This is a genomic window from Pseudomonas sp. CFBP13528 (genome assembly GCF_005233615.1).
GTDB classification, from domain to species: Bacteria; Pseudomonadota; Gammaproteobacteria; order Pseudomonadales; family Pseudomonadaceae; genus Aquipseudomonas; species Aquipseudomonas fluorescens_AM.
This window is the reverse complement of record NZ_QGAJ01000002.1, coordinates 189,614-207,261: the sequence shown is the minus strand read 5'-3', so window position 1 is coordinate 207,261 and position 17,648 is coordinate 189,614. Positions and strand designations below refer to the sequence as shown.

Annotated in this window: 17 protein-coding genes; 4 read left to right on the top strand and 13 right to left on the bottom strand. The window is 61.4% G+C overall.

What is annotated here, in order from left to right:
* Positions 1-3 precede the first annotated feature (3 nt).
* From ptsN to PspCFBP13528_RS04480, 3 genes are read left to right on the top strand one after another with little or no spacing between them, the layout of a single operon-like run.
* The gene (gene ptsN / locus PspCFBP13528_RS04490; protein WP_057724571.1) at positions 4-468 is read left to right on the top strand and encodes a PTS IIA-like nitrogen regulatory protein PtsN; all 465 of its coding nucleotides are present in this window, start codon (positions 4-6) and stop codon (positions 466-468) included.
* Positions 469-470: 2 nt separating this feature from the next.
* The gene (gene rapZ / locus PspCFBP13528_RS04485; protein ID WP_065951618.1) at positions 471-1,328 is read left to right on the top strand and encodes an RNase adapter RapZ; all 858 of its coding nucleotides are present in this window, start codon (positions 471-473) and stop codon (positions 1,326-1,328) included.
* A 16-nt stretch (positions 1,329-1,344) separates the two neighbouring features.
* Complete coding sequence (locus PspCFBP13528_RS04480) at positions 1,345-1,617, top strand: HPr family phosphocarrier protein (protein ID WP_065951617.1); 273 nt, start codon at positions 1,345-1,347, stop codon at positions 1,615-1,617.
* A 37-nt stretch (positions 1,618-1,654) separates the two neighbouring features.
* On the opposite strand, the gene PspCFBP13528_RS04475 is transcribed toward PspCFBP13528_RS04480, so the two are convergent.
* The 6 genes from PspCFBP13528_RS04475 to pmbA all read right to left on the bottom strand — a co-directional run bounded on the left by PspCFBP13528_RS04475 (position 1,655) and on the right by pmbA (position 6,906).
* A complete protein-coding gene (locus PspCFBP13528_RS04475) occupies positions 1,655-2,548 on the bottom strand; it encodes a ZIP family metal transporter (protein WP_101218238.1) in 894 nt (297 codons plus the stop codon).
* A gap of 32 nt (positions 2,549-2,580) precedes the next feature.
* Entirely contained in the window at positions 2,581-3,192 is a 612-nt protein-coding gene (locus PspCFBP13528_RS04470) for a superoxide dismutase (protein ID WP_101218237.1), read from the bottom strand.
* 1 nt (position 3,193) lies between these two features.
* Positions 3,194-3,622: a hypothetical protein gene (locus tag PspCFBP13528_RS04465; RefSeq protein ID WP_065951614.1), complete on the bottom strand. Its 429-nt coding sequence runs from the start codon at positions 3,620-3,622 to the stop codon at positions 3,194-3,196.
* A gap of 27 nt (positions 3,623-3,649) precedes the next feature.
* Positions 3,650-5,026: a class II fumarate hydratase gene (locus PspCFBP13528_RS04460; protein ID WP_101218236.1), complete on the bottom strand. Its 1,377-nt coding sequence runs from the start codon at positions 5,024-5,026 to the stop codon at positions 3,650-3,652.
* Positions 5,019-5,414 (bottom strand): FagA protein, encoded by a 396-nt coding sequence (locus tag PspCFBP13528_RS04455; RefSeq protein ID WP_065951612.1) that lies wholly within the window; start codon positions 5,412-5,414, stop codon positions 5,019-5,021. The genes PspCFBP13528_RS04460 and PspCFBP13528_RS04455 overlap by 8 nt, the downstream gene beginning before the upstream one ends.
* A 145-nt stretch (positions 5,415-5,559) precedes the next feature.
* Positions 5,560-6,906, bottom strand: coding sequence for a metalloprotease PmbA (gene pmbA / locus PspCFBP13528_RS04450; protein WP_137199708.1), 1,347 nt, complete (start codon positions 6,904-6,906; stop codon positions 5,560-5,562).
* A 108-nt stretch (positions 6,907-7,014) separates the two neighbouring features.
* On the opposite strand from pmbA, the gene yjgA reads away from it, so the two are divergent.
* Positions 7,015-7,536, top strand: coding sequence for a ribosome biogenesis factor YjgA (gene yjgA / locus PspCFBP13528_RS04445; protein ID WP_065885777.1), 522 nt, complete (start codon positions 7,015-7,017; stop codon positions 7,534-7,536).
* A 45-nt stretch (positions 7,537-7,581) separates the two neighbouring features.
* On the opposite strand, the gene tldD is transcribed toward yjgA, so the two are convergent.
* The 7 genes from tldD to mreC form a co-directional block, all read right to left on the bottom strand.
* Positions 7,582-9,024, bottom strand: coding sequence for a metalloprotease TldD (gene tldD, locus PspCFBP13528_RS04440; protein ID WP_065892647.1), 1,443 nt, complete (start codon positions 9,022-9,024; stop codon positions 7,582-7,584).
* A 16-nt stretch (positions 9,025-9,040) separates the two neighbouring features.
* A complete protein-coding gene (locus PspCFBP13528_RS04435; RefSeq protein ID WP_065951610.1) occupies positions 9,041-9,889 on the bottom strand; it encodes a carbon-nitrogen hydrolase family protein in 849 nt (282 codons plus the stop codon).
* Between the two features lie 48 nt (positions 9,890-9,937).
* The gene (locus PspCFBP13528_RS04430; protein ID WP_137199707.1) at positions 9,938-13,753 is read right to left on the bottom strand and encodes a YhdP family protein; all 3,816 of its coding nucleotides are present in this window, start codon (positions 13,751-13,753) and stop codon (positions 9,938-9,940) included.
* Positions 13,754-13,829: 76 nt separating this feature from the next.
* Positions 13,830-15,287, bottom strand: a complete 1,458-nt coding sequence (gene rng / locus PspCFBP13528_RS04425; protein WP_065885774.1) for a ribonuclease G — start codon at positions 15,285-15,287, stop codon at positions 13,830-13,832.
* Between the two features lie 71 nt (positions 15,288-15,358).
* Positions 15,359-15,955 (bottom strand): Maf family protein, encoded by a 597-nt coding sequence (locus PspCFBP13528_RS04420; RefSeq protein WP_137199706.1) that lies wholly within the window; start codon positions 15,953-15,955, stop codon positions 15,359-15,361.
* A 50-nt stretch (positions 15,956-16,005) separates the two neighbouring features.
* The gene (mreD, locus tag PspCFBP13528_RS04415) at positions 16,006-16,494 is read right to left on the bottom strand and encodes a rod shape-determining protein MreD (RefSeq protein WP_043048570.1); all 489 of its coding nucleotides are present in this window, start codon (positions 16,492-16,494) and stop codon (positions 16,006-16,008) included.
* Positions 16,494-17,588 carry a rod shape-determining protein MreC gene (gene mreC, locus PspCFBP13528_RS04410; RefSeq protein WP_083217996.1) on the bottom strand — a complete coding sequence of 365 codons (1,095 nt, stop codon included), beginning with the start codon at positions 17,586-17,588 and terminating at the stop codon, positions 16,494-16,496. Before mreC ends, mreD begins: the two co-directional genes overlap by 1 nt.
* Positions 17,589-17,648 lie beyond the last annotated feature (60 nt).

Below are 17,648 nucleotides of genomic sequence, written 5' to 3'. Positions count from 1 at the left end.
CCCATGATCCAACTTCAAACTATCCTGACCCCCGGCCGTTCCCTCGTGAACGTGCCGGGCGGCAGCAAGAAGAAAGCCCTCGAACAAATTGCCAACCTGATCAGCAGCCAAGTGCCTGAACTGGAAATGCAAGATGTCTTCGAGGCGTTGATCGCCCGTGAAAAACTCGGCTCGACCGGTTTTGGCAACGGCATCGCCATCCCCCACTGCCGCCTCAAAGGCTGCGAAACACCGGTCAGTGCTTTGCTGCACCTGGATCACCCTATCGATTTCGATGCCATCGACGGCGCCCCGGTCGACCTGCTGTTCGTTCTGCTGGTCCCACAAGCAGCCACCGATGCACACCTGGAACTGCTCCGGCAGATTGCTAGCATGCTCGACCGCAAGGAAGTGCGCGATAAATTGCGCAGCGCCAGCAGTAACGAAGCGCTGTATCAGGTCGTCCTGGATGAGCAAAACGGGCAGTAATCATGCGTTTGATCATCGTCAGCGGCCGTTCCGGCTCGGGTAAGAGCACTGCTCTTAACGTTCTTGAAGACAGCGGCTTCTATTGCATCGACAACCTGCCCGCCGGCTTGCTGCCGGAATTGGCGGAACGCGCCCTGATCCACACCGAACTGGCGCAACCGTTGGTCGCCGTGTCGATCGACGCCCGCAATCTGCCCAGCCACCTCTCACGGTTCCCCGAACTGCTCGAGGAGGTGCGCGCCAAACATATTCATTGCGACGTGCTGTACCTGGACGCCGACGAAGAAACCCTGCTCAAGCGGTTCTCCGAAACCCGTCGCCGCCACCCGCTCAGCAGCGCCAACCGTTCCCTGGCCGAAGCCATCGAGGACGAGACCAAACTGCTGGGGCCGATCATCGATCTGGCCGACCTCAAGATCAACACCACCAACCTGAACCTGTACCAACTGCGCGATGCGATCAAGCTGCGATTGCTGAACCAGCCGGAGCCTGGCACGGCATTTCTGGTCGAGTCGTTTGGCTTCAAGCGCGGCATGCCGGTGGATGCCGACCTGGTGTTCGACGTGCGCTGCCTGCCCAACCCGTATTGGAAACCGGAGTTGCGCGATCAGTCCGGGCTTGACCAGCCCGTGATCGACTACCTGGCGGCACAACCGGATGTGGAAGAGATGTTCCAGGATATCTCCACCTACCTGCTCAAATGGCTGCCGCGCTTTGCTGCAAGCAACCGCGCCTATGTCACCATTGCCATCGGCTGCACCGGCGGCCACCACCGCTCTGTCTACCTGACGGAGCGACTGGGCCAGGTGCTGCAACAAACCCTCAAGAACGTCCAGGTTCGCCACCGCGACCTTAGCTGAAAGGAACACCATAGCGATGCCGGCTCGGGAAATTGAAATCATCAACAAGCTGGGCTTGCATGCCCGCGCATCAGCCAAGTTTGTCGGTGTCGCCGGGCAGTTCCCCTGCCAGATCCGCGCCGGGCGTACCCCTGACTCGATGGTCGACGGCAAGAGCATCATGGCGATGATGATGCTCGCCGCAGGCAAGGGCACTAAAATCCATCTGAAAACCGAGGGTGAACAAGAGCAGGAAGCGATGGACGCGTTAGTCGCGTTGATCAACAACTACTTCGACGAGGGTGAATAACGCCTTCCTCTTGCAGGAGCGAACGGGCTCGCTCCTGCTATCCCAGTGCCGTATCCATCACCATCATCAAGCAAAACCCGATGCACAATCCCAGGCTGGCGAGTTTGTCGTGACCGTTGCGGCGCGACTCAGGGATCACCTCATGGGTCACCACCAGCAGCATCGCACCCGCAGCGAGTGCCAACCCCAAGGGCAACAGCACTTCGGCAAGGCTCACCAACCACGCGCATAACACTGCAAAGACCGGCTCGACCAAACCCGAGGCAGCGCCAATCAGAAACGCCTTGATCCTCGACATCCCCGCCCCAGCCAATACCAGCGCAATCACCAGGCCTTCCGGTACGTCCTGCAGGGCAATGCCCATGGCGAGACTGTCGGCATCCGCCATGCCGCCGCCGGCAGAAACACCCACGGCCATGCCTTCCGGGATGTTGTGGGCAATGATCGCGAACACAAAAAGCCAGATACGCGGCGGGATAACCGGCTTATCCGGCGTGCCCACCAGCATTTCCGGGCTGGCGCCTGAAACCTGGCGGTCCACGAGATACAACCCGAATGCACCGAGCATGATGCCGAAGCTGATCAAACCACCCGCGCCCCAGGGTGTGAGCCCCAGCTTTTCTGCGGCAGCGATACCCGGCACCACCAGCGAAAAGGCGGTCGCCGCCAACATGACCCCCGCGCCAAAACCCAGCAGGGTATCGCTCAACGCCGCCGGCATACGGCGAATCACCAGCACGGGCACCGCGCCCAGCGCAGTACCGAGGGCACAGATCGCCCCGCCCTGCAGCGCTCGCAAGATGCGCGGTTCCAGGTCGAGCCAGGCCAGGCCATGAGCCACCAGTAATGCCGTACCGGCTAACAGAAGCAGGGAGCCAAGCGCATAGCGAAATAATCGCACGCTGCTAATCGCCAGTGTTTCAGTGCCCATGGTCGGCCTTAGGTCGTGTGTTGGAGTGAGTGTCAGGCCAATGCAGCCTGGTAGCGTGTGGCAACCTCGGGCCAGTTGATGACGCTATAGAATGCATTGATGTACTCCGGTCGTCGGTTTTGATACAGCAGGTAGTAGGCATGCTCCCAGACGTCCAGGCCGAGAATCGGCGTATTGCCGCTCATCAACGGGCTGTCCTGGTTACCGCTGCTTTCCACCACCAAGGTCTTTTGCGGGGTCACACTCAACCAGGCCCAGCCGCTGCCGAAGCGGGTCAACGCCGCCTTGGTAAACGCTTGCTTGAAGCTGTCGAAGCCCCCCAACTGCTCGTCGATGGCCCGGCCCAGAACACCTTCGGGTTTTCCACCACCTGTAGGCGACATGACCGCCCAGAACAGCGAGTGGTTGGCATGGCCGCCTCCTTGGTTGACCACGGCAGCGCGTAATTTCTCCGGCAAGTTTTCAACGCTGGAAACCAGCTTCTCCACCGGCCAGCCCGCGAACTCAGTGCCCTCGACCGCAGCATTGAGATTATTGATATAAGTCTGGTGGTGCTTGGTGTAGTGAATCTCCATGGTTTGCGCATCGATATGGGGCTCAAGCGCGTCAAAGGCGTAAGGCAACGGCGGCAGGGTGTAGGTCATATCAATGTGCTCCATATTGAGAAGGGGTCGGTTGCGTCGCAGCACTGCCCAGCAAGCGATGGGTGCGCGGGTATTCGCCGTGATCGCTGATGAAATTCAACAGTTCGACATAGGTTTTGCTGCTCTGGCGCAACGCTGCCTCACGCAACGGCGGACTGAGCCGTGGGTCCTGCATGGTCTGCAGCAGCCGCTGGTGAATGGCGCAAAGGTATTCCGCGCTTTCTTCAGGCTGGTTGAGACGCAGGTGCAGGTCGGCCAGGTTGTGATGGGAGATGACGCAAGCCGCCACGGCTTCGTCGGCATCCGCCCAGCGCTCAAACAACACTTGGGCCAGGGCCAGGGCTTGCAGGTAGGCCTCGCGGGCGTCAACCAGCTCGCCTGCCATAAAGCAGCGATTGGCCCGTTCGATCGTGCGTTTCCAGTGCTCCATGGTGAACCTCCAAAGCGGGGTCGATGATCACACGCCGCCAGCCGTGAGCTTTTCCGGGTCCAGCAGGACTTCCAGTTGGCTGCGAGGCAAGTCGGTGTGTTCGAGGGCGACATCGATGACCGGACGGCCCTGCTGATAAGCCTGTTTGGCGATTTCGGCGGCCTTTTGGTAACCAATGATCGGATTGAGGGCGGTGACCAGAATCGGGTTGCGCGACAATGCTTCCTTGAGCTTCGCTTCGTTGACCTTGAAGCTGGCGATGGCCTTGTCCGCCAGCAAACGGCTGGCGTTGGCCAGCAGCTCCAGGCTGCTGAGCAGATTCTGGGCGATGATCGGCAGCATGACGTTCAGTTCGAAGTTGCCCGATTGGCCGGCCACGGTAATCACCGTATCGTTGCCGATGACTTGCGCGGCCACCATGGCCGTGGCCTCGGGAATTACCGGGTTGACCTTGCCCGGCATGATCGAAGAACCCGGTTGCAGCCCTTCCAGCTCGATTTCACCCAGGCCGGCCAACGGACCGGAGTTCATCCAGCGCAGGTCATTGGCGATTTTCATCAGCGACACCGCAGTGGCTTTCAGCTGGCCGGAGACGGCGACGGCGGTGTCCTGGGAGCCAATCAACGCAAACAGGTTCTTGCCCGGCGTGAACTTCACCTTGGTCAGGTGGCTCAGGTGCCCGCTGAAGCGTGCGGCAAACTCAGGATGGGCGTTGATGCCGGTGCCCACCGCCGTGCCACCCTGGGCCAGCGCCTGCAGTGCCGGCAACAGGTCCTGCAAGTGGCCGATATTGGCCTTGAGTTGCTGCGCCCAGCCATTGAGCACCTGGCTCATGCGCACCGGCATGGCATCCATCAAGTGGGTACGCCCGGTCTTGATGAACGGGTGGACCGCTTCGGCTTTTTGCTCGATCACCTGCACCAGGTGCAACAAGGCCGGCAGTGTCTGCTCGTGCAGCACCAGCGCGGCGCTGACATGAATAGTGGTAGGAATGATGTCGTTGCTGCTTTGCCCGCAGTTGACGTGGTCGTTGGGGTTTACCACCTCGCCCAGCAACCGACTGGCCAGGGTTGCAATCACCTCGTTGGCGTTCATGTTGGAACTGGTACCGGAGCCGGTCTGGAAAATATCCACCGGGAAGTGCTGCATGTAGTCGCCTTCCAACAAGCCCTGGGCGGCATCGACAATGGCCTTGCCCTGCCCTTCACTGATTTGCTTGAGGTCGACGTTGGCCCTGGCTGCGGCGGCTTTGGCCAGAATCAGCGCGCGAACGAATGGCGCCGGCATGCGCTGATGGCTGATCGGAAAGTTGTTCACCGCGCGCTGGGTTTGTGCACCGTACAAGGCCTCGGCGGGGACTTGCAGTTCGCCCATGCTGTCGCGTTCGATACGGGTGTTACTCATCATTTGATCCTTGCACCAGGTCGGAGAAAGAGAGGGATGGCAGCAATTGGCAGGTCGCCAATTGCCAGGCAAAGGCCTGCCAGCGTTTGAGCCGGCAGGCGCAGTGGGAGAGTTTTTCCAGATCGCGCAGCGGGCGCCAGGCCTGGTCCAGACACAGGGCACGCCAATGCCATGGCAGCGCGATATCGTTGGCGGTGTCGATGAGCAGGCGAAATGAGGTTTCGGCGATTGTCCACGGGTGAGTCGCGGTGCAACACGCCAGGTAACGCCCCTCATTGAGGTAATGTTCGATCAGGCGAGGTTCATTGGGGTCGAGCCCGCAGCGGATCTGACGACTCATCCACCGCCAACTTTCCAGGTACGGGTCCTCATGCAAGACAGAACTCATGATCCACACTCATCCAGTAATGATATTCATTATTAAATGATATTGAGAATCAAAACAAGAACGGCAGATCGATCCTGTCTCACACCGCCACAAAAAAAGGCGCGCCATCATCACTATGGCGCGCCTTTTGGTGGAACATCGCAGGTCAGCTGCCGGCGACAGTCATCCGTTCAATCAACACGGAGCCGGTGCGGATATTACTGCGCAGTTCAAGATCGTTACCCACGGCAACGATCTGCTTGAACATATCGCGCATGTTGCCGGCGATGGTCACTTCCTGGACGGCGAACTGAATCTCGCCGTTTTCCACCCAGAATCCCGCCGCGCCGCGGGAATAGTCCCCCGTCACCATGTTCAGGCCGTGGCCCATCAATTCGGTGACCAGCAGGCCGCGCCCCATGCGTCGCAACAGCGCCGCCTGGTCTTCATCGCCGTGGGTCACGAACAGGTTATGAACGCCGCCGGAGTTGGCGGTGCTGGGCAGGCCAAGCTTGCGCCCCGCGTAGGTGCCCAATACATAAGACACCAACTCGCCTTTCTCGACGAACGGCTTGGCGTAAGTGGACAGGCCATCGCCGTCGAACGAAGCGCTGCCCATGGCGCGCATGAGGTGCGGACGCTCATCGATGGTCAGCCATTCAGGGAACAGCTGCTGGCCGATCGCGCCTTCCAGGAAGGACGATTTGCGATAGAGGTTGCCACCGGAAATCGCCCCGAGGAAACTGCTGAACAAACCACCGGCCAGTTCGGCGGAAAACAGCACCGGCACTTCGCAAGTAGGTACCGGGCGCGCGCCCAGACGACTGGCTGCACGCTGCGCGGCGCGCTGGCCGATGCTTACCGGGTCTGCCAGCAACTCACCCTGACGATTCACGTCGTACCAGTAATCACGCTGCATCTGGCCGTTGGCTTCAGCGATCATCACGCAGCTCAGGCTGTGACGGGTGGACGCATAGCCCCCGATAAAACCATGGCTGTTGCCGTAGACACGGCAACCCTGATGGGTACTCAGCGTAGTGCCATCGGCGTTCTTGATGCGAGCGTCGGCGTCGAACGCTGCCGCTTCGCAGGTCAGCGCCTGTTCGATGGCTTGCTCAGGCGTGATGTCCCAGGCGTGAAACAGATCGAAATCCTGCAGATCCTTGGCCATCAGCGCCTTATCGGCCAAGCCTGAGCTTTCATCCTCAGAAGTGTGTTTGGCGATGGCCAAAGCAGCGGCGACGGTCTCGCGAATCGCCTCCGGGCCACTGGCCGACGTACTGGCCGAACCTTTGCGCTGGCCCATGTACAAGGTAATGCCGAACCCCTGGTCGCGGTTGAATTCGACGGTCTCCACTTCCCGCTGACGCACCGACGTCGACAGCCCCTGTTCCAGCGACACCGCTACTTCACAGGCGCTGGCCCCCTGGCGCTTGGCCTCGGCAAGGATCTGCTCGACTTGTTCCTGCAGTGCCGGTAACGCTTGCGGACCGACGCTTTGGGCTGCACTCATGGTTTTCTCCACTCAAATTCTGCTCTCGGTTAAGGCCATCGAGCGACCGGGCCGGACAAGCGGCCCCCGACTGGTTATCATGGCGGCGTTTCTTTGCGGACTGCCACCATGGTTGATTCTTACGACGACTCCCTCGATGGGGAGAAAAGCAAAACCCAGGTCAAACGCGAGCTGCATGCTCTGGTTGACCTTGGCGAGCGCCTTACAACGCTCAAAAAAGACTTGATTGCCAAACTGCCACTGACCGACGAAATGCGCCGGGCCTTGGCCGATGCGCCTAAGCACACCGCGAATATCGCGCGCAAACGGCACATCATGTTCATCGGCAAGCTGATGCGCGATCAGGACACTGACGCCATTCTGGCCTTGCTCGATCAAACCGATGCCTCCACTCGCCAGTACAACGAACGCTTCCATAACCTGGAGCGCTGGCGTGATCGCCTGATCTCGGGCGATGACGCCGTGCTGGAAAAATTCGTATTGGACTATCCGGAAGCGGACCGCCAGCAATTGCGCTCCCTGATCCGTCAGGCCCAACACGAACAGGCGCATAACAAGGCGCCGGCCACCAGCCGTAAAATCTTCAAATACATCCGTGAGCTGGACGAGACTCAACGCGGTCTGCGCTGATCCTCTTCCCCGGGTGGCGACCTTCGCCACCCGAAGCTCCCGCGTTTACGACCCCGTGCCACCCACGGTGATCGCATCGATTTTCAAGGTTGGCTGGCCTACGCCCACCGGCACCGACTGCCCATCCTTCCCGCACGTGCCCACGCCGCTGTCCAGCGACAGGTCGTTACCGACCATCGACACCTTGCTCATGGCCTCCGGCCCATTACCGATCAACGTCGCGCCCTTGACCGGAGCGGTAATCTTGCCGTCTTCGATCAAGTACGCCTCGCTGGTGGAGAACACGAACTTGCCGCTGGTGATATCCACCTGCCCGCCACCGAGGTTGGCGCAGTAGATGCCGCGCTTGACCGAAGCAATGATTTCCGCCGGATCGCTTTCACCACCGAGCATGTAGGTGTTGGTCATGCGTGGCATCGGCAGGTGGGCATAGGATTCGCGGCGACCGTTGCCGGTGCGCGCCACACCCATCAGGCGGGCGTTGAGCTTGTCCTGCATATAGCCCTTGAGCACGCCGTTTTCGATCAGGGTGGTGCACTCCGTTGGCGTCCCTTCGTCATCCACACTCAACGAACCACGCCGACCGGCCAAGGTGCCGTCATCGACAATGGTGCACAGCTTGGATGCGACCATCTCGCCCATGCGCCCGCTGTAGGCGGAACTGCCCTTGCGGTTGAAGTCGCCTTCCAGCCCATGGCCCACCGCTTCATGCAACAACACACCGGACCAACCCGAGCCCAGCACCACCGGCAAGGTACCGGCCGGCGCCGGAATCGCTTCCAGGTTGACCAGTGCCTGGCGCAACGCTTCACGGGCATAGCCCATGGCGCGGTCTTCGGCGAGGAAATAACGGTAGTCGGTACGCCCGCCGCCGCCATGGCCACCGCGTTCGCGGCGACCGTTCTGCTCGACGATCACACTCACGTTGAAACGCACCAGTGGCCGCACATCGGCCGCCAGCCCGCCGTCGGTGGAGGCGACAAGGATGCGTTCCCACACACCGGCCATGCTCACGGTGACCTGCTGGATACGCGGGTCCAGGGCACGAGTAGCCGCGTCAACACGCTTGAGCAGCTCGACCTTCTCCGCGCGGCTGATCACTTCCAACGGATTATCCGGCGCGTACAGCTGAGCCACGTCCTGGGTACTGAACGCCTGCACCGTGCCGTTCTGGCCCGCGCGGGAAATCGAGCGCGCCGCACGCGCCGCCAGGCCCAGGGCCTCCAGGGTAATGGCGTTGCTGTAGGCAAAACCGGTTTTCTCGCCCGATTGCGCGCGCACCCCTACGCCTTGGTCAAGGTTGAAACTGCCTTCCTTGACGATGCCGTCTTCCAGCGCCCAGGACTCGGAAATCTGCCCCTGGAAATACAGGTCGGCCGCGTCGATCCCGGGCCCGGCCAGATCGCCCAGCACGGTTTGCAGATTTTCGATGGTCACGCCACCGGGTGCCAGGAGATGTTCACTGACTGAGGACAACAACTCGCTCATAGGTTTGGCCTTAAATTCATCGTTCTGAAGCAGGTCGCTGTGCGCCCTGCGAGAAAAAGCGCCGATGGTTGACCACCGGCATGCGCGCCCGTATCGACGCCTGTTCACTGCTGTCGCGTTCGGCCACCAGCACCGCTTCGCCTTGATCCTGCCGGGCCAGCACGCGCCCCCAGGGATCGATAATCGCCGCGTGCCCATGAGTTTCCCGTGGCCCCGGGTGCACACCGCCCTGGGCGGCCGCCAGCAGGTAACACTGGGTTTCGATGGCCCGAGCGCGAATCAGCACATCCCAATGCGCAGCCCCGGTCACCGCTGTAAACGCCGAGGGCGCACTGATCAACTCAGCCCCCGCCGCACGCAGCTCGCTGTACAACTCGGGGAAGCGCAGGTCGTAACACACCGTCAGCCCCAAGCGCCCCACGGGCGTATCTGCCACGACCACATTGCTTCCGAAAGCATAGTCGTCGGATTCGCGATAGCGACCTCGGGCGTCCGCTACATCCACATCGAACAAGTGCAGCTTGTCGTAACGAGCGACGATTTCACCTCGGTCGTCGATCAGCAGCGAGCAGGCGTTGGGCTTGGCGTCCGGTTGATCCCTGGGTGGCAACGGTATTGTGCCCGCCACTATCCATAAGGTGAGGTCGCGAGCGGTCTGTTTCAACCAGGGCAGGATCGGGCCTTCACCCAGTGCCTCGGCGCGACCGATATCGGCCATGTCACGGCGGCCCATGGCGGCGAAGTTCTCCGGCAGCACCGCAAGCCTGGCGCCATCCGCCGCCGCGCGTTCCAGCAGGCGGCGTGCCTGGGCTAGGTTGGCCAGCACGTCACTCTGGCTGACCATTTGAGTTACCGCAAAGGACATGGGCCGACACTCCGTAAAGGGCATGCGGCCATGCTACTCCACAGCCTCTCAGTTTGGCTTTTCAAATGGCTTGTCGAAGGTGATTTTCGGGTCTTTCCATGGGCCTTGCACGGTGTACTGCACGCTGGCGAAGCGCGATACCCGGTCGCCGATCAACTTGTCGATCAGGAACAACGCACCGCCAATGGCCGGCGCGCCGACGATCAATGCGGCGATGGGCAGGTTGTTGGTGACCGGCAGGGTCACCAGCAACTTGGCATCGACGCGATCCGCCACCAGGTCCAGGGTGCCATTGAGCTCCAGGTTGGTAGACGGCCCGGTCATGGTGATGGGCTCACGGGTCACGAACACACCATCACTGGCCGCCAGCAAGCCCTTGACCCGGTCATAGCTCAAGCCCTTGCCGAGCAAGTCGGAGAAGTCCAGGCGCAAACGGCGGCCAATGGAATTGAAGTTAAGCAGGCCGAACACCCGCAGCGCCTGGGCGCCACCCTCCACTTCCACGAACTGGCCTTTGCGGAACGCCGCGTCCAGGCTACCGGAGAACCGCTTGGGCCCGACCCAGGCCGGCGAACCCGGCCAGCGACCATCCACGTCCAGATGAAAGTCCTCGCTGGTCACCGTGGGCGCAAACCCCCAACCTTTGAGCACGTCGGCAATGTTCTTGCCGTCCAGTCGCCCTTTGTACCAACTGCTGCTGGCCCCCGGCGCGCCTTCCCAACCACCGGCCCCGTTGAGTTGCATGCCTTTGAGGCCCAGGTTCAGGTTGTTGAAGGCCAGGCCCTTGGCGGTCGGCCGGATTTTCAGCGACCACGCGCCCACCAGGTCCGGGCCCTGGAACAGTTGGTCGATGGCGATATCCAGCGCGGGAATATCCTTGGGGTCGACATCGGCCAACGGGTCCGGCGCGTTCTCGTCAGCCTGCACAGTAGGGTCCACGGCGGGCAGCTTCACGTACTGCAGGTTGACGGCAATGGGCGCGCCCTTGGCATCCGGCAGACTCACCGTGCCCTTGGCTTGCTGGCTGTCGAACTGCAGGCCCCAGGCCACAGGCTTGCGATCCAGCTGCAGTTTGACCTGGTCGAACCGGGTACCGAAACCGGTCAGCTTGCCCACCTTGAAGTCGGCGCCACTGAGCAGTTGCTTGGCACTGCCGCCCGGATCGTTACCCGCGTAACGGTTCGCGAGTTTTTTCCACGGGTCGATATCCAGCTCGGAGAGCACCCCGCGAACACGCAGCCCCTTGGCGCCGGGCAATATCGCATCGCCATTGCCGAGAAACAATTCGCCGCGGCCATCATTGAAGTTATCCGGCGGCGCCGCGAAGGTGAAATTCGCCAGCTCTGCGTAATCAAACCAGTACCGCCGCTCAGCACCCTGCAAGGTCATGCGGAACGTACTGTCACGGCCCTGGCTCGCCGGCATGCCGAACGGCGCCGGCAAATCCACCGCAACGCCCTTGAGATTGGAGTCGACCATCAACTGACTGTCCGCGCCGTCCAGGATGACTTGCAACTGGTACGGGATATCGCCGGTCACAGGCAGCGGCTGGCTGATGTTCAACCAGTCCGTGAGCCGTTTGACCGTGACCTGCCCCTTGGCGGTGACGCGGGTGCTGACAGCGCCGGGCTTGCCTTCGGCAAAAATCTGCGCGGTGATCGGACGGTCAAACGCCTGCGCCGAAATATTCTGGCCGCTCAAGCCTTTGGCGCTGTCGAAACGGAAGTCGCCCTTGAGCTGGGTCAGGTCCAGGGTGGGCTCCGCCAGTTGCAGGCGCGCCTTGTCGGTCTTGAAGTCGACCACGATTTTGGGTTCGGTGCCCTTGGCCAGGGGCACGTCCAGGTCCAGGCTGCCTTGCAGGTTGCCCTCGCCCTTCCAGCCCGCGAAGGTGGAGGCGGTGCCGATAGGGGCTTCCTGAAGGATTTTCAGACCATCGCCCAAACCACCGGAGAATCCGCCGGTGAGCAGCAGGTGGCTGTCTTGGCCGGCCGGCGCGTGTGGGATATTGACGTAGACGTCCTTGACCTGGGTATCGAGCAACTGTCCCTTGCTGGCCAGGATGCGCACACCGCTCTCCTCGACGAACACCTCACCCTTGACCTTGCTCACATGGGGCCAGCCCGGCTGGAACGCCAGCTCGGCATCATGCACCTTGAAGAACAGGCTGATATTGCGTGAAGCCGGCAGCGCGTTGTGGCTCAGCGAGCCCTGGTACTGGAAGAAACCTTCGTCTACCGCGCCTTTGAGGATCGCCGTGCGCAACCACTCATCCAGCGCGGGGCTCAACACGGCGGGCAGATACTTGGGGGTGAAACGACCATCGCCATCGACCATGCCGACCCGCAGGTCCATGTAGTCCTCCTGGCTATGGTCGAAATGCAGGCGAATCAGGAAGTCCGCAGCGACCTTGCCTTCCTCCCCCAGCACCTTGATATACGGTGCGATGAGGGTGAAGCCCTGTTTGTCCAGCGTCCAGGTCAGGCGCGCATTGGCCTGGATGTACTGCCATGGCTTGGCGAAGATCGGCGACAGATGCAGGGAAAAGTCCTTGCTGTCCATGCGCAACTCGCCATGGCCAAGGTCGCCGCTGATGCTGCCGGACACATTGCGCGCGGCTGGCGCGCCAAAGTAAGCGTCAAAACCGACCCGCTCAAGGTTGGCGGCAAAACTGACTTTCTGATCGGTGCTGTCCTGTGGGCGGAAGTCCACGAGCACATTGCGCAACAGGCCGGTGGCTTTGAGGTGCTCGACGGCCTGGGCGAAACCTTCCGGCAGCGGTGCCAGGGCATTGAGCAATGGCGTGATGGGGGTCAGGTCGAGCCGGTCGGCTTGAAGTTTCCATACTTCCTGATCTTTCTCGGTCGCCAGGCTCTGCTGCAGTTGCAGGCGTGATTCCCAGCGGGTTTCGCCGATATTCATCGCCAGCGAATCAAACAGCACCTTGAGGCCGCCGTCGCTGCGTTGCACATAAGCGGTCAGGGCCAGGTTCTCGATGTGTACCGGCTTACGCTCGGCGTAGCTGCCCTTGACTTGCGGTGAATCGAGGCGCACCACGGCGCTTTGTACGGTGCCGTTGGCCCAGTTGAGCCAGAACTCACCGCCAGCCTTGAACTGGGTGAGCTTCCATTGTTGGGTCAGCCGGGACGGAATCCACTTGGCCCAGTCGCTTTGAGGCAGGCTCAGGTAGGCCTCGACCTGGGCGTCTTTCCATTGGCTGGCGCGCATACGGCTGCGCAGGGTAAAGGCGAGCGGTTGGCCGTCGGGTAGTGTCAGGCGTGCGTCCACACGTTGCCGGGTCGTACCGGTGTGCAGGTTCAGGCCGACATAAGTCACGGTCACCGGCGCCCGGTCGAACGGTTGCAGCGTCACCTGGCTGTCCAGCACCGATACGCGCTTGACCATTTGCATGCGGGTGAGCAGTTGCTCCGGGTCCAGTGGCTGGTCGTCCTGTATCGGCAAGCCTTGCAGCGCCCAGCGACCGTCCTTGTCTTCCTTGACGCTCAACTGCAAGCCGCTGACTTGCAGATGGGCGATGCGCACTTCGCGGGCCATCAGGCTGGCCCAAAGATCGGGCACCACCTCGACCTGGTCCAGGCGCAACGCACTGCTGCCCTCGCCGACCATCACGTCATGGGCCAGCAATATTGGCGCAAAACCGCTCCAGCGGCCTTCGAGGCTGCCAATATGAACAGGCATCTGTACCGCCACCTGCGCCTTGGCTTCGACTTCAGCGCGGTATTCGGCCACCAGCGGGGTCAATTCACGCCCCAGGCTCACGTATACCGCCGCCACGACCAGCAGCAACGCACACAGGCCCAGTCCCCAACGGGTCAAAGCGGCAAAAAAGCGTATCAGACGCTCCATGTCAGGCGACCCTCAAAGCAGTAGTCGGACCACAGATCAGCGCCTGTCGGTCTCGAAAAGAGAAAACGAAAGGGGATCAGAGCAGCACCACGTCGTATTGTTCCTGGGAGTACATGGTTTCAACCTGAAAACGAATGGTGCGCCCGATGAAGCCCTCCAGTTCAGCGACGTTACCCGACTCTTCATCCAGCAGGCGATCCACCACTTTCTGGTTGGCGAGCACTCTATAACCTTCGGCCTGGTAGGCGCGCGCCTCGCGCAGGATTTCGCGGAAAATCTCGTAGCAAACCGTTTCCGGGGTCTTCAATTTACCGCGGCCCTGGCAACTGCTGCAGGGTTCGCACAGCACTTGCTCAAGGCTTTCGCGGGTGCGCTTGCGGGTCATCTGCACCAGGCCCAGCTCGGTGATGCCAATGATGTTGGTCTTGGCGTGGTCGCGCTCCAGCTGCTTTTCGAGCGTGCGCAGGACCTGGCGCTGGTGCTCGCCATCTTCCATGTCGATGAAGTCGATGATGATGATGCCGCCCAGGTTGCGCAGGCGCAGTTGGCGCGCAATCGCGGTGGCCGCTTCGAGGTTGGTCTTGAAGATGGTTTCTTCGAGGTTGCGGTGACCCACGAACGCGCCGGTGTTGACGTCGATGGTGGTCATGGCTTCCGCCGGGTCCACCACCAGATAGCCGCCGGATTTGAGCGGGACCTTGCGCTCCAGGGCTTTCTGGATTTCATCTTCGACGCCATACAGGTCAAAGATCGGCCGCTCGCCCGGGTAGTGCTCGAGGCGGTCGGCAATTTCCGGCATCAGCTCGGCGACAAATTGCGTGGTGCGCTGGAAGGTTTCCCGCGAGTCGATGCGAATTTTCTCGATCTTCGGGCTGACCAGATCGCGCAAGGTACGCAACGCCAGGCCGAGGTCTTCATAGATAACGCTTGGCGCGCCAATGGTCTGGATCTGCGCCGCGATCTGGTCCCACAGGCGCCGCAGGTAGCGGATATCCATCAGGATTTCATCGGCGCCCGCCCCCTCGGCGGCGGTACGCAAGATAAAACCACCGGCTTCCTTGATGCCTTCGGCGGCCACGCAGTCGCTGACCACCTTCTTCAGGCGCTCGCGCTCGGCTTCATCTTCGATCTTGAGGGAAATACCGACGTGGGCGGTACGCGGCATATACACCAGGTACCGCGAAGGAATCGACAATTGGGTGGTCAGCCGGGCGCCCTTGGACCCGATGGGGTCCTTGGTGACCTGCACCACCAGGCTCTGCCCTTCGTGCACCAGGGCGCTGATGCTTTCCACCGCCGGGCCTTCGCGCAGGGAGATTTCCGAAGCATGGATAAACGCGGCGCGGTCCAGGCCGATGTCGACGAAGGCCGCCTGCATGCCTGGCAATACGCGCACCACCTTGCCTTTATAGATATTGCCGACGATCCCGCGCTTCTGGGTACGCTCCACATGCACTTCTTGCAGAACACCGTTCTCTACCACCGCCACGCGCGATTCCATCGGCGTGATATTGATCAGAATCTCTTCACTCATGGCTGGGTCTCGTTCAGGCGTTTTCACAATAGTGACCGATCGCTTATGGCTTGGCGCGAAAGTAAAGGCGCTCAGCGCGCGGTAAGGTTTTGCCAACAGGGTATGCCGAATTGGCCCAGCAGTTGCGCGGTTTCGCACACCGGCAGGCCGACCACGGCGGAATAGCTGCCATTGAGTCCGGTGACGAACACCGAGCCAAGCCCCTGGATAGCATAGCCGCCGGCCTTGTCCTGGGGTTCGCCGCTGTGCCAGTAGGCCGTCGCCTCTTGGGCACAAATGTCGCGAAAAATTACACGGCTGCTGACACACCGGGTTTCACAGCGTTGGCCGTCGGTCAGGGCAATGGCCGTGAGGACTTCATGCTCACGCCCTGCCAGGGCCATCAACATCGCCAGCGCATCGGCCTGGTCCACCGGTTTGCCAAGAATCTTGCCATCGACGACAACCGCCGTATCGGCACCCAATACGCAGATGCCTGGGGTTTGCTCGAGCACAGCCAAACCCGCCGCGGCCTTGCTTCGCGCCAGGCGCTCGACATAAGCCACAGGGGTTTCGTGTGTGAGAGGCGTTTCATCGATGGCGGCGCTGACCACGGTGAAAGGCACACCGATCTGGGTCAACAATTCACGTCGCCGCGGGGAGCCCGAGGCCAGATAAAGCACATTCATTGCAGACTCTCCCTGTAGGGTTCGATAACCAGGCAGAGCCTCGCAATCCATCAATTGATTTTATAGCGACGACGTAACCCACGCAGGCCGAAACTGATCCAGGGCCACAGCAATGCGCTGACCAGAGCCGGCAACACCAGTGCCAGGGTGGGTTGGCGATTGCCGGTCAAGGCACTGAGCCAGAGTTGAACAAGCTGCGCCAGGCCGAAGATCACCAGGATCACCAGGCACTGCTGCCACATCGGGAACATGCGCAAGCGCTGCTGCAACGACAGCACCAGGAAGGTAATCAGGGTCAGGATCAGTGCATTCTGGCCCAGCAAGGTGCCATAGAGCACGTCCTCTGCCAAACCCAGGCACATCGCCGTGACCATGCCTACTTTGTGCGGCAGGTTCAACGACCAGAACGCCAACAGCAGCGCCAGCCACAGCGGGCGCAGGATTTCCATGAATTGCGGCAGCGGTGAAACGCTGAGCAGCAAGCCGATGGCAAAGGTCAGCCAGACAATCCAGCCATTGCGCGAATGAGTGCTGGCCATTATTCCTCCCTCTGCCGCGTCGTGGCCGGGGCGGTTGTCGCGGGCCTCGCGGCAGGCGCGGTGGTCGCCGAAGGTTTCGCCGGGCGGGCGCTGTGTGCTGCGGGCTTGGCCGGTGTGGCGACAGGCGCTGCGGTTGCGGGTACGGCCGCAGGCGCGGGTGGCCCCACGAACGCCGGTTTCGGCACGGTGGCGGGAATCACGGGGGCGGTGCCGTTCTGCTTGTCTTCCGCCTCCTGAGCCTGCGCCGCGTCATTGGCGCGCTCTTCCGGCGTGCGGTTGTCGCTGAACACCAATAGCAGGTAGCGGCTGCGGTTCAACGCGGCAGTCGGGACGGCACGCACAATGGCAAACGGCTGGCCGGAGTCATGGATGACCTCCTTGACCGTCGCCACCGGGTAGCCGGCCGGGAAGCGCTGACCCAGGCCGGAGCTGACCAGCAGGTCGCCCTCCTTGATGTCAGCGGTATCGGCCACGTGCCGCAACTCCAGGCGTTCCGGATTACCGGTGCCGCTGGCAATCGCGCGCAAGCCGTTGCGATTGACCTGCACGGGGATGCTGTGGGTGGTGTCCGTCAACAGCAGGACCCGCGAAGTGTAGGGCATCAGCTCGACCACCTGGCCCATCAGGCCACGGGCATCGAGCACCGGCTGGCCGAGCACCACGCCGTCGCGCTCGCCCTTGTTGATGATGATGCGATGGGTAAAGGGATTGGGGTCCATGCCGATCAACTCGGCCACTTCGACCTTTTCGTTGACCAGCGCGGAAGAATTGAGCAACTCGCGCAGCCGAACGTTCTGCTCGGTGAGGGCTGCCAGCTTTTGCATGCGGCCCTGCAACAGCAGGTTTTCGGTCTTGAGTTTTTCGTTCTCGGCGACCAGTTCGGTGCGGCTGCCGAATTGGCTGGCCACGCCCTGGTAGAGACGTTGCGGCAGGTCGGTGATCCAGTAAGTCTGCATCAACACCAGCGACATCTGGCTACGCACAGGCTTGAGCAACGAAAAGCGCGCATCGACCACCATCAGCGCGACCGAAAGCACGGTCAGCACCAACAAGCGCACGCCCAATGAGGGGCCTTTGGCAAAGAGCGGTTTAATAGGCCGCTCCTCCCAGGCAAATGTTCTCTTTATTCATACGGCATCAAACCGGCCTGGATG

Bases quoted from the DNA above. Each gene is read 5' to 3' on its own strand.
- ptsN (WP_057724571.1), top strand. From the start codon at position 4: ATGATCCAACTTCAAACTATCCTGACCCCCGGCCGTTCCCTCGTGAAC.
- rapZ (WP_065951618.1), top strand. From the start codon at position 471: ATGCGTTTGATCATCGTCAGCGGCCGTTCCGGCTCGGGTAAGAGCACT.
- PspCFBP13528_RS04480 (WP_065951617.1), top strand. From the start codon at position 1,345: ATGCCGGCTCGGGAAATTGAAATCATCAACAAGCTGGGCTTGCATGCC.
- PspCFBP13528_RS04475 (WP_101218238.1), bottom strand. From the start codon at position 2,548: ATGGGCACTGAAACACTGGCGATTAGCAGCGTGCGATTATTTCGCTAT.
- PspCFBP13528_RS04470 (WP_101218237.1), bottom strand. From the start codon at position 3,192: ATGACCTACACCCTGCCGCCGTTGCCTTACGCCTTTGACGCGCTTGAG.
- PspCFBP13528_RS04465 (WP_065951614.1), bottom strand. From the start codon at position 3,622: ATGGAGCACTGGAAACGCACGATCGAACGGGCCAATCGCTGCTTTATG.
- PspCFBP13528_RS04460 (WP_101218236.1), bottom strand. From the start codon at position 5,026: ATGAGTAACACCCGTATCGAACGCGACAGCATGGGCGAACTGCAAGTC.
- PspCFBP13528_RS04455 (WP_065951612.1), bottom strand. From the start codon at position 5,414: ATGAGTTCTGTCTTGCATGAGGACCCGTACCTGGAAAGTTGGCGGTGG.
- pmbA (WP_137199708.1), bottom strand. From the start codon at position 6,906: ATGAGTGCAGCCCAAAGCGTCGGTCCGCAAGCGTTACCGGCACTGCAG.
- yjgA (WP_065885777.1), top strand. From the start codon at position 7,015: ATGGTTGATTCTTACGACGACTCCCTCGATGGGGAGAAAAGCAAAACC.
- tldD (WP_065892647.1), bottom strand. From the start codon at position 9,024: ATGAGCGAGTTGTTGTCCTCAGTCAGTGAACATCTCCTGGCACCCGGT.
- PspCFBP13528_RS04435 (WP_065951610.1), bottom strand. From the start codon at position 9,889: ATGTCCTTTGCGGTAACTCAAATGGTCAGCCAGAGTGACGTGCTGGCC.
- PspCFBP13528_RS04430 (WP_137199707.1), bottom strand. From the start codon at position 13,753: ATGGAGCGTCTGATACGCTTTTTTGCCGCTTTGACCCGTTGGGGACTG.
- rng (WP_065885774.1), bottom strand. From the start codon at position 15,287: ATGAGTGAAGAGATTCTGATCAATATCACGCCGATGGAATCGCGCGTG.
- PspCFBP13528_RS04420 (WP_137199706.1), bottom strand. From the start codon at position 15,955: ATGAATGTGCTTTATCTGGCCTCGGGCTCCCCGCGGCGACGTGAATTG.
- mreD (WP_043048570.1), bottom strand. From the start codon at position 16,494: ATGGCCAGCACTCATTCGCGCAATGGCTGGATTGTCTGGCTGACCTTT.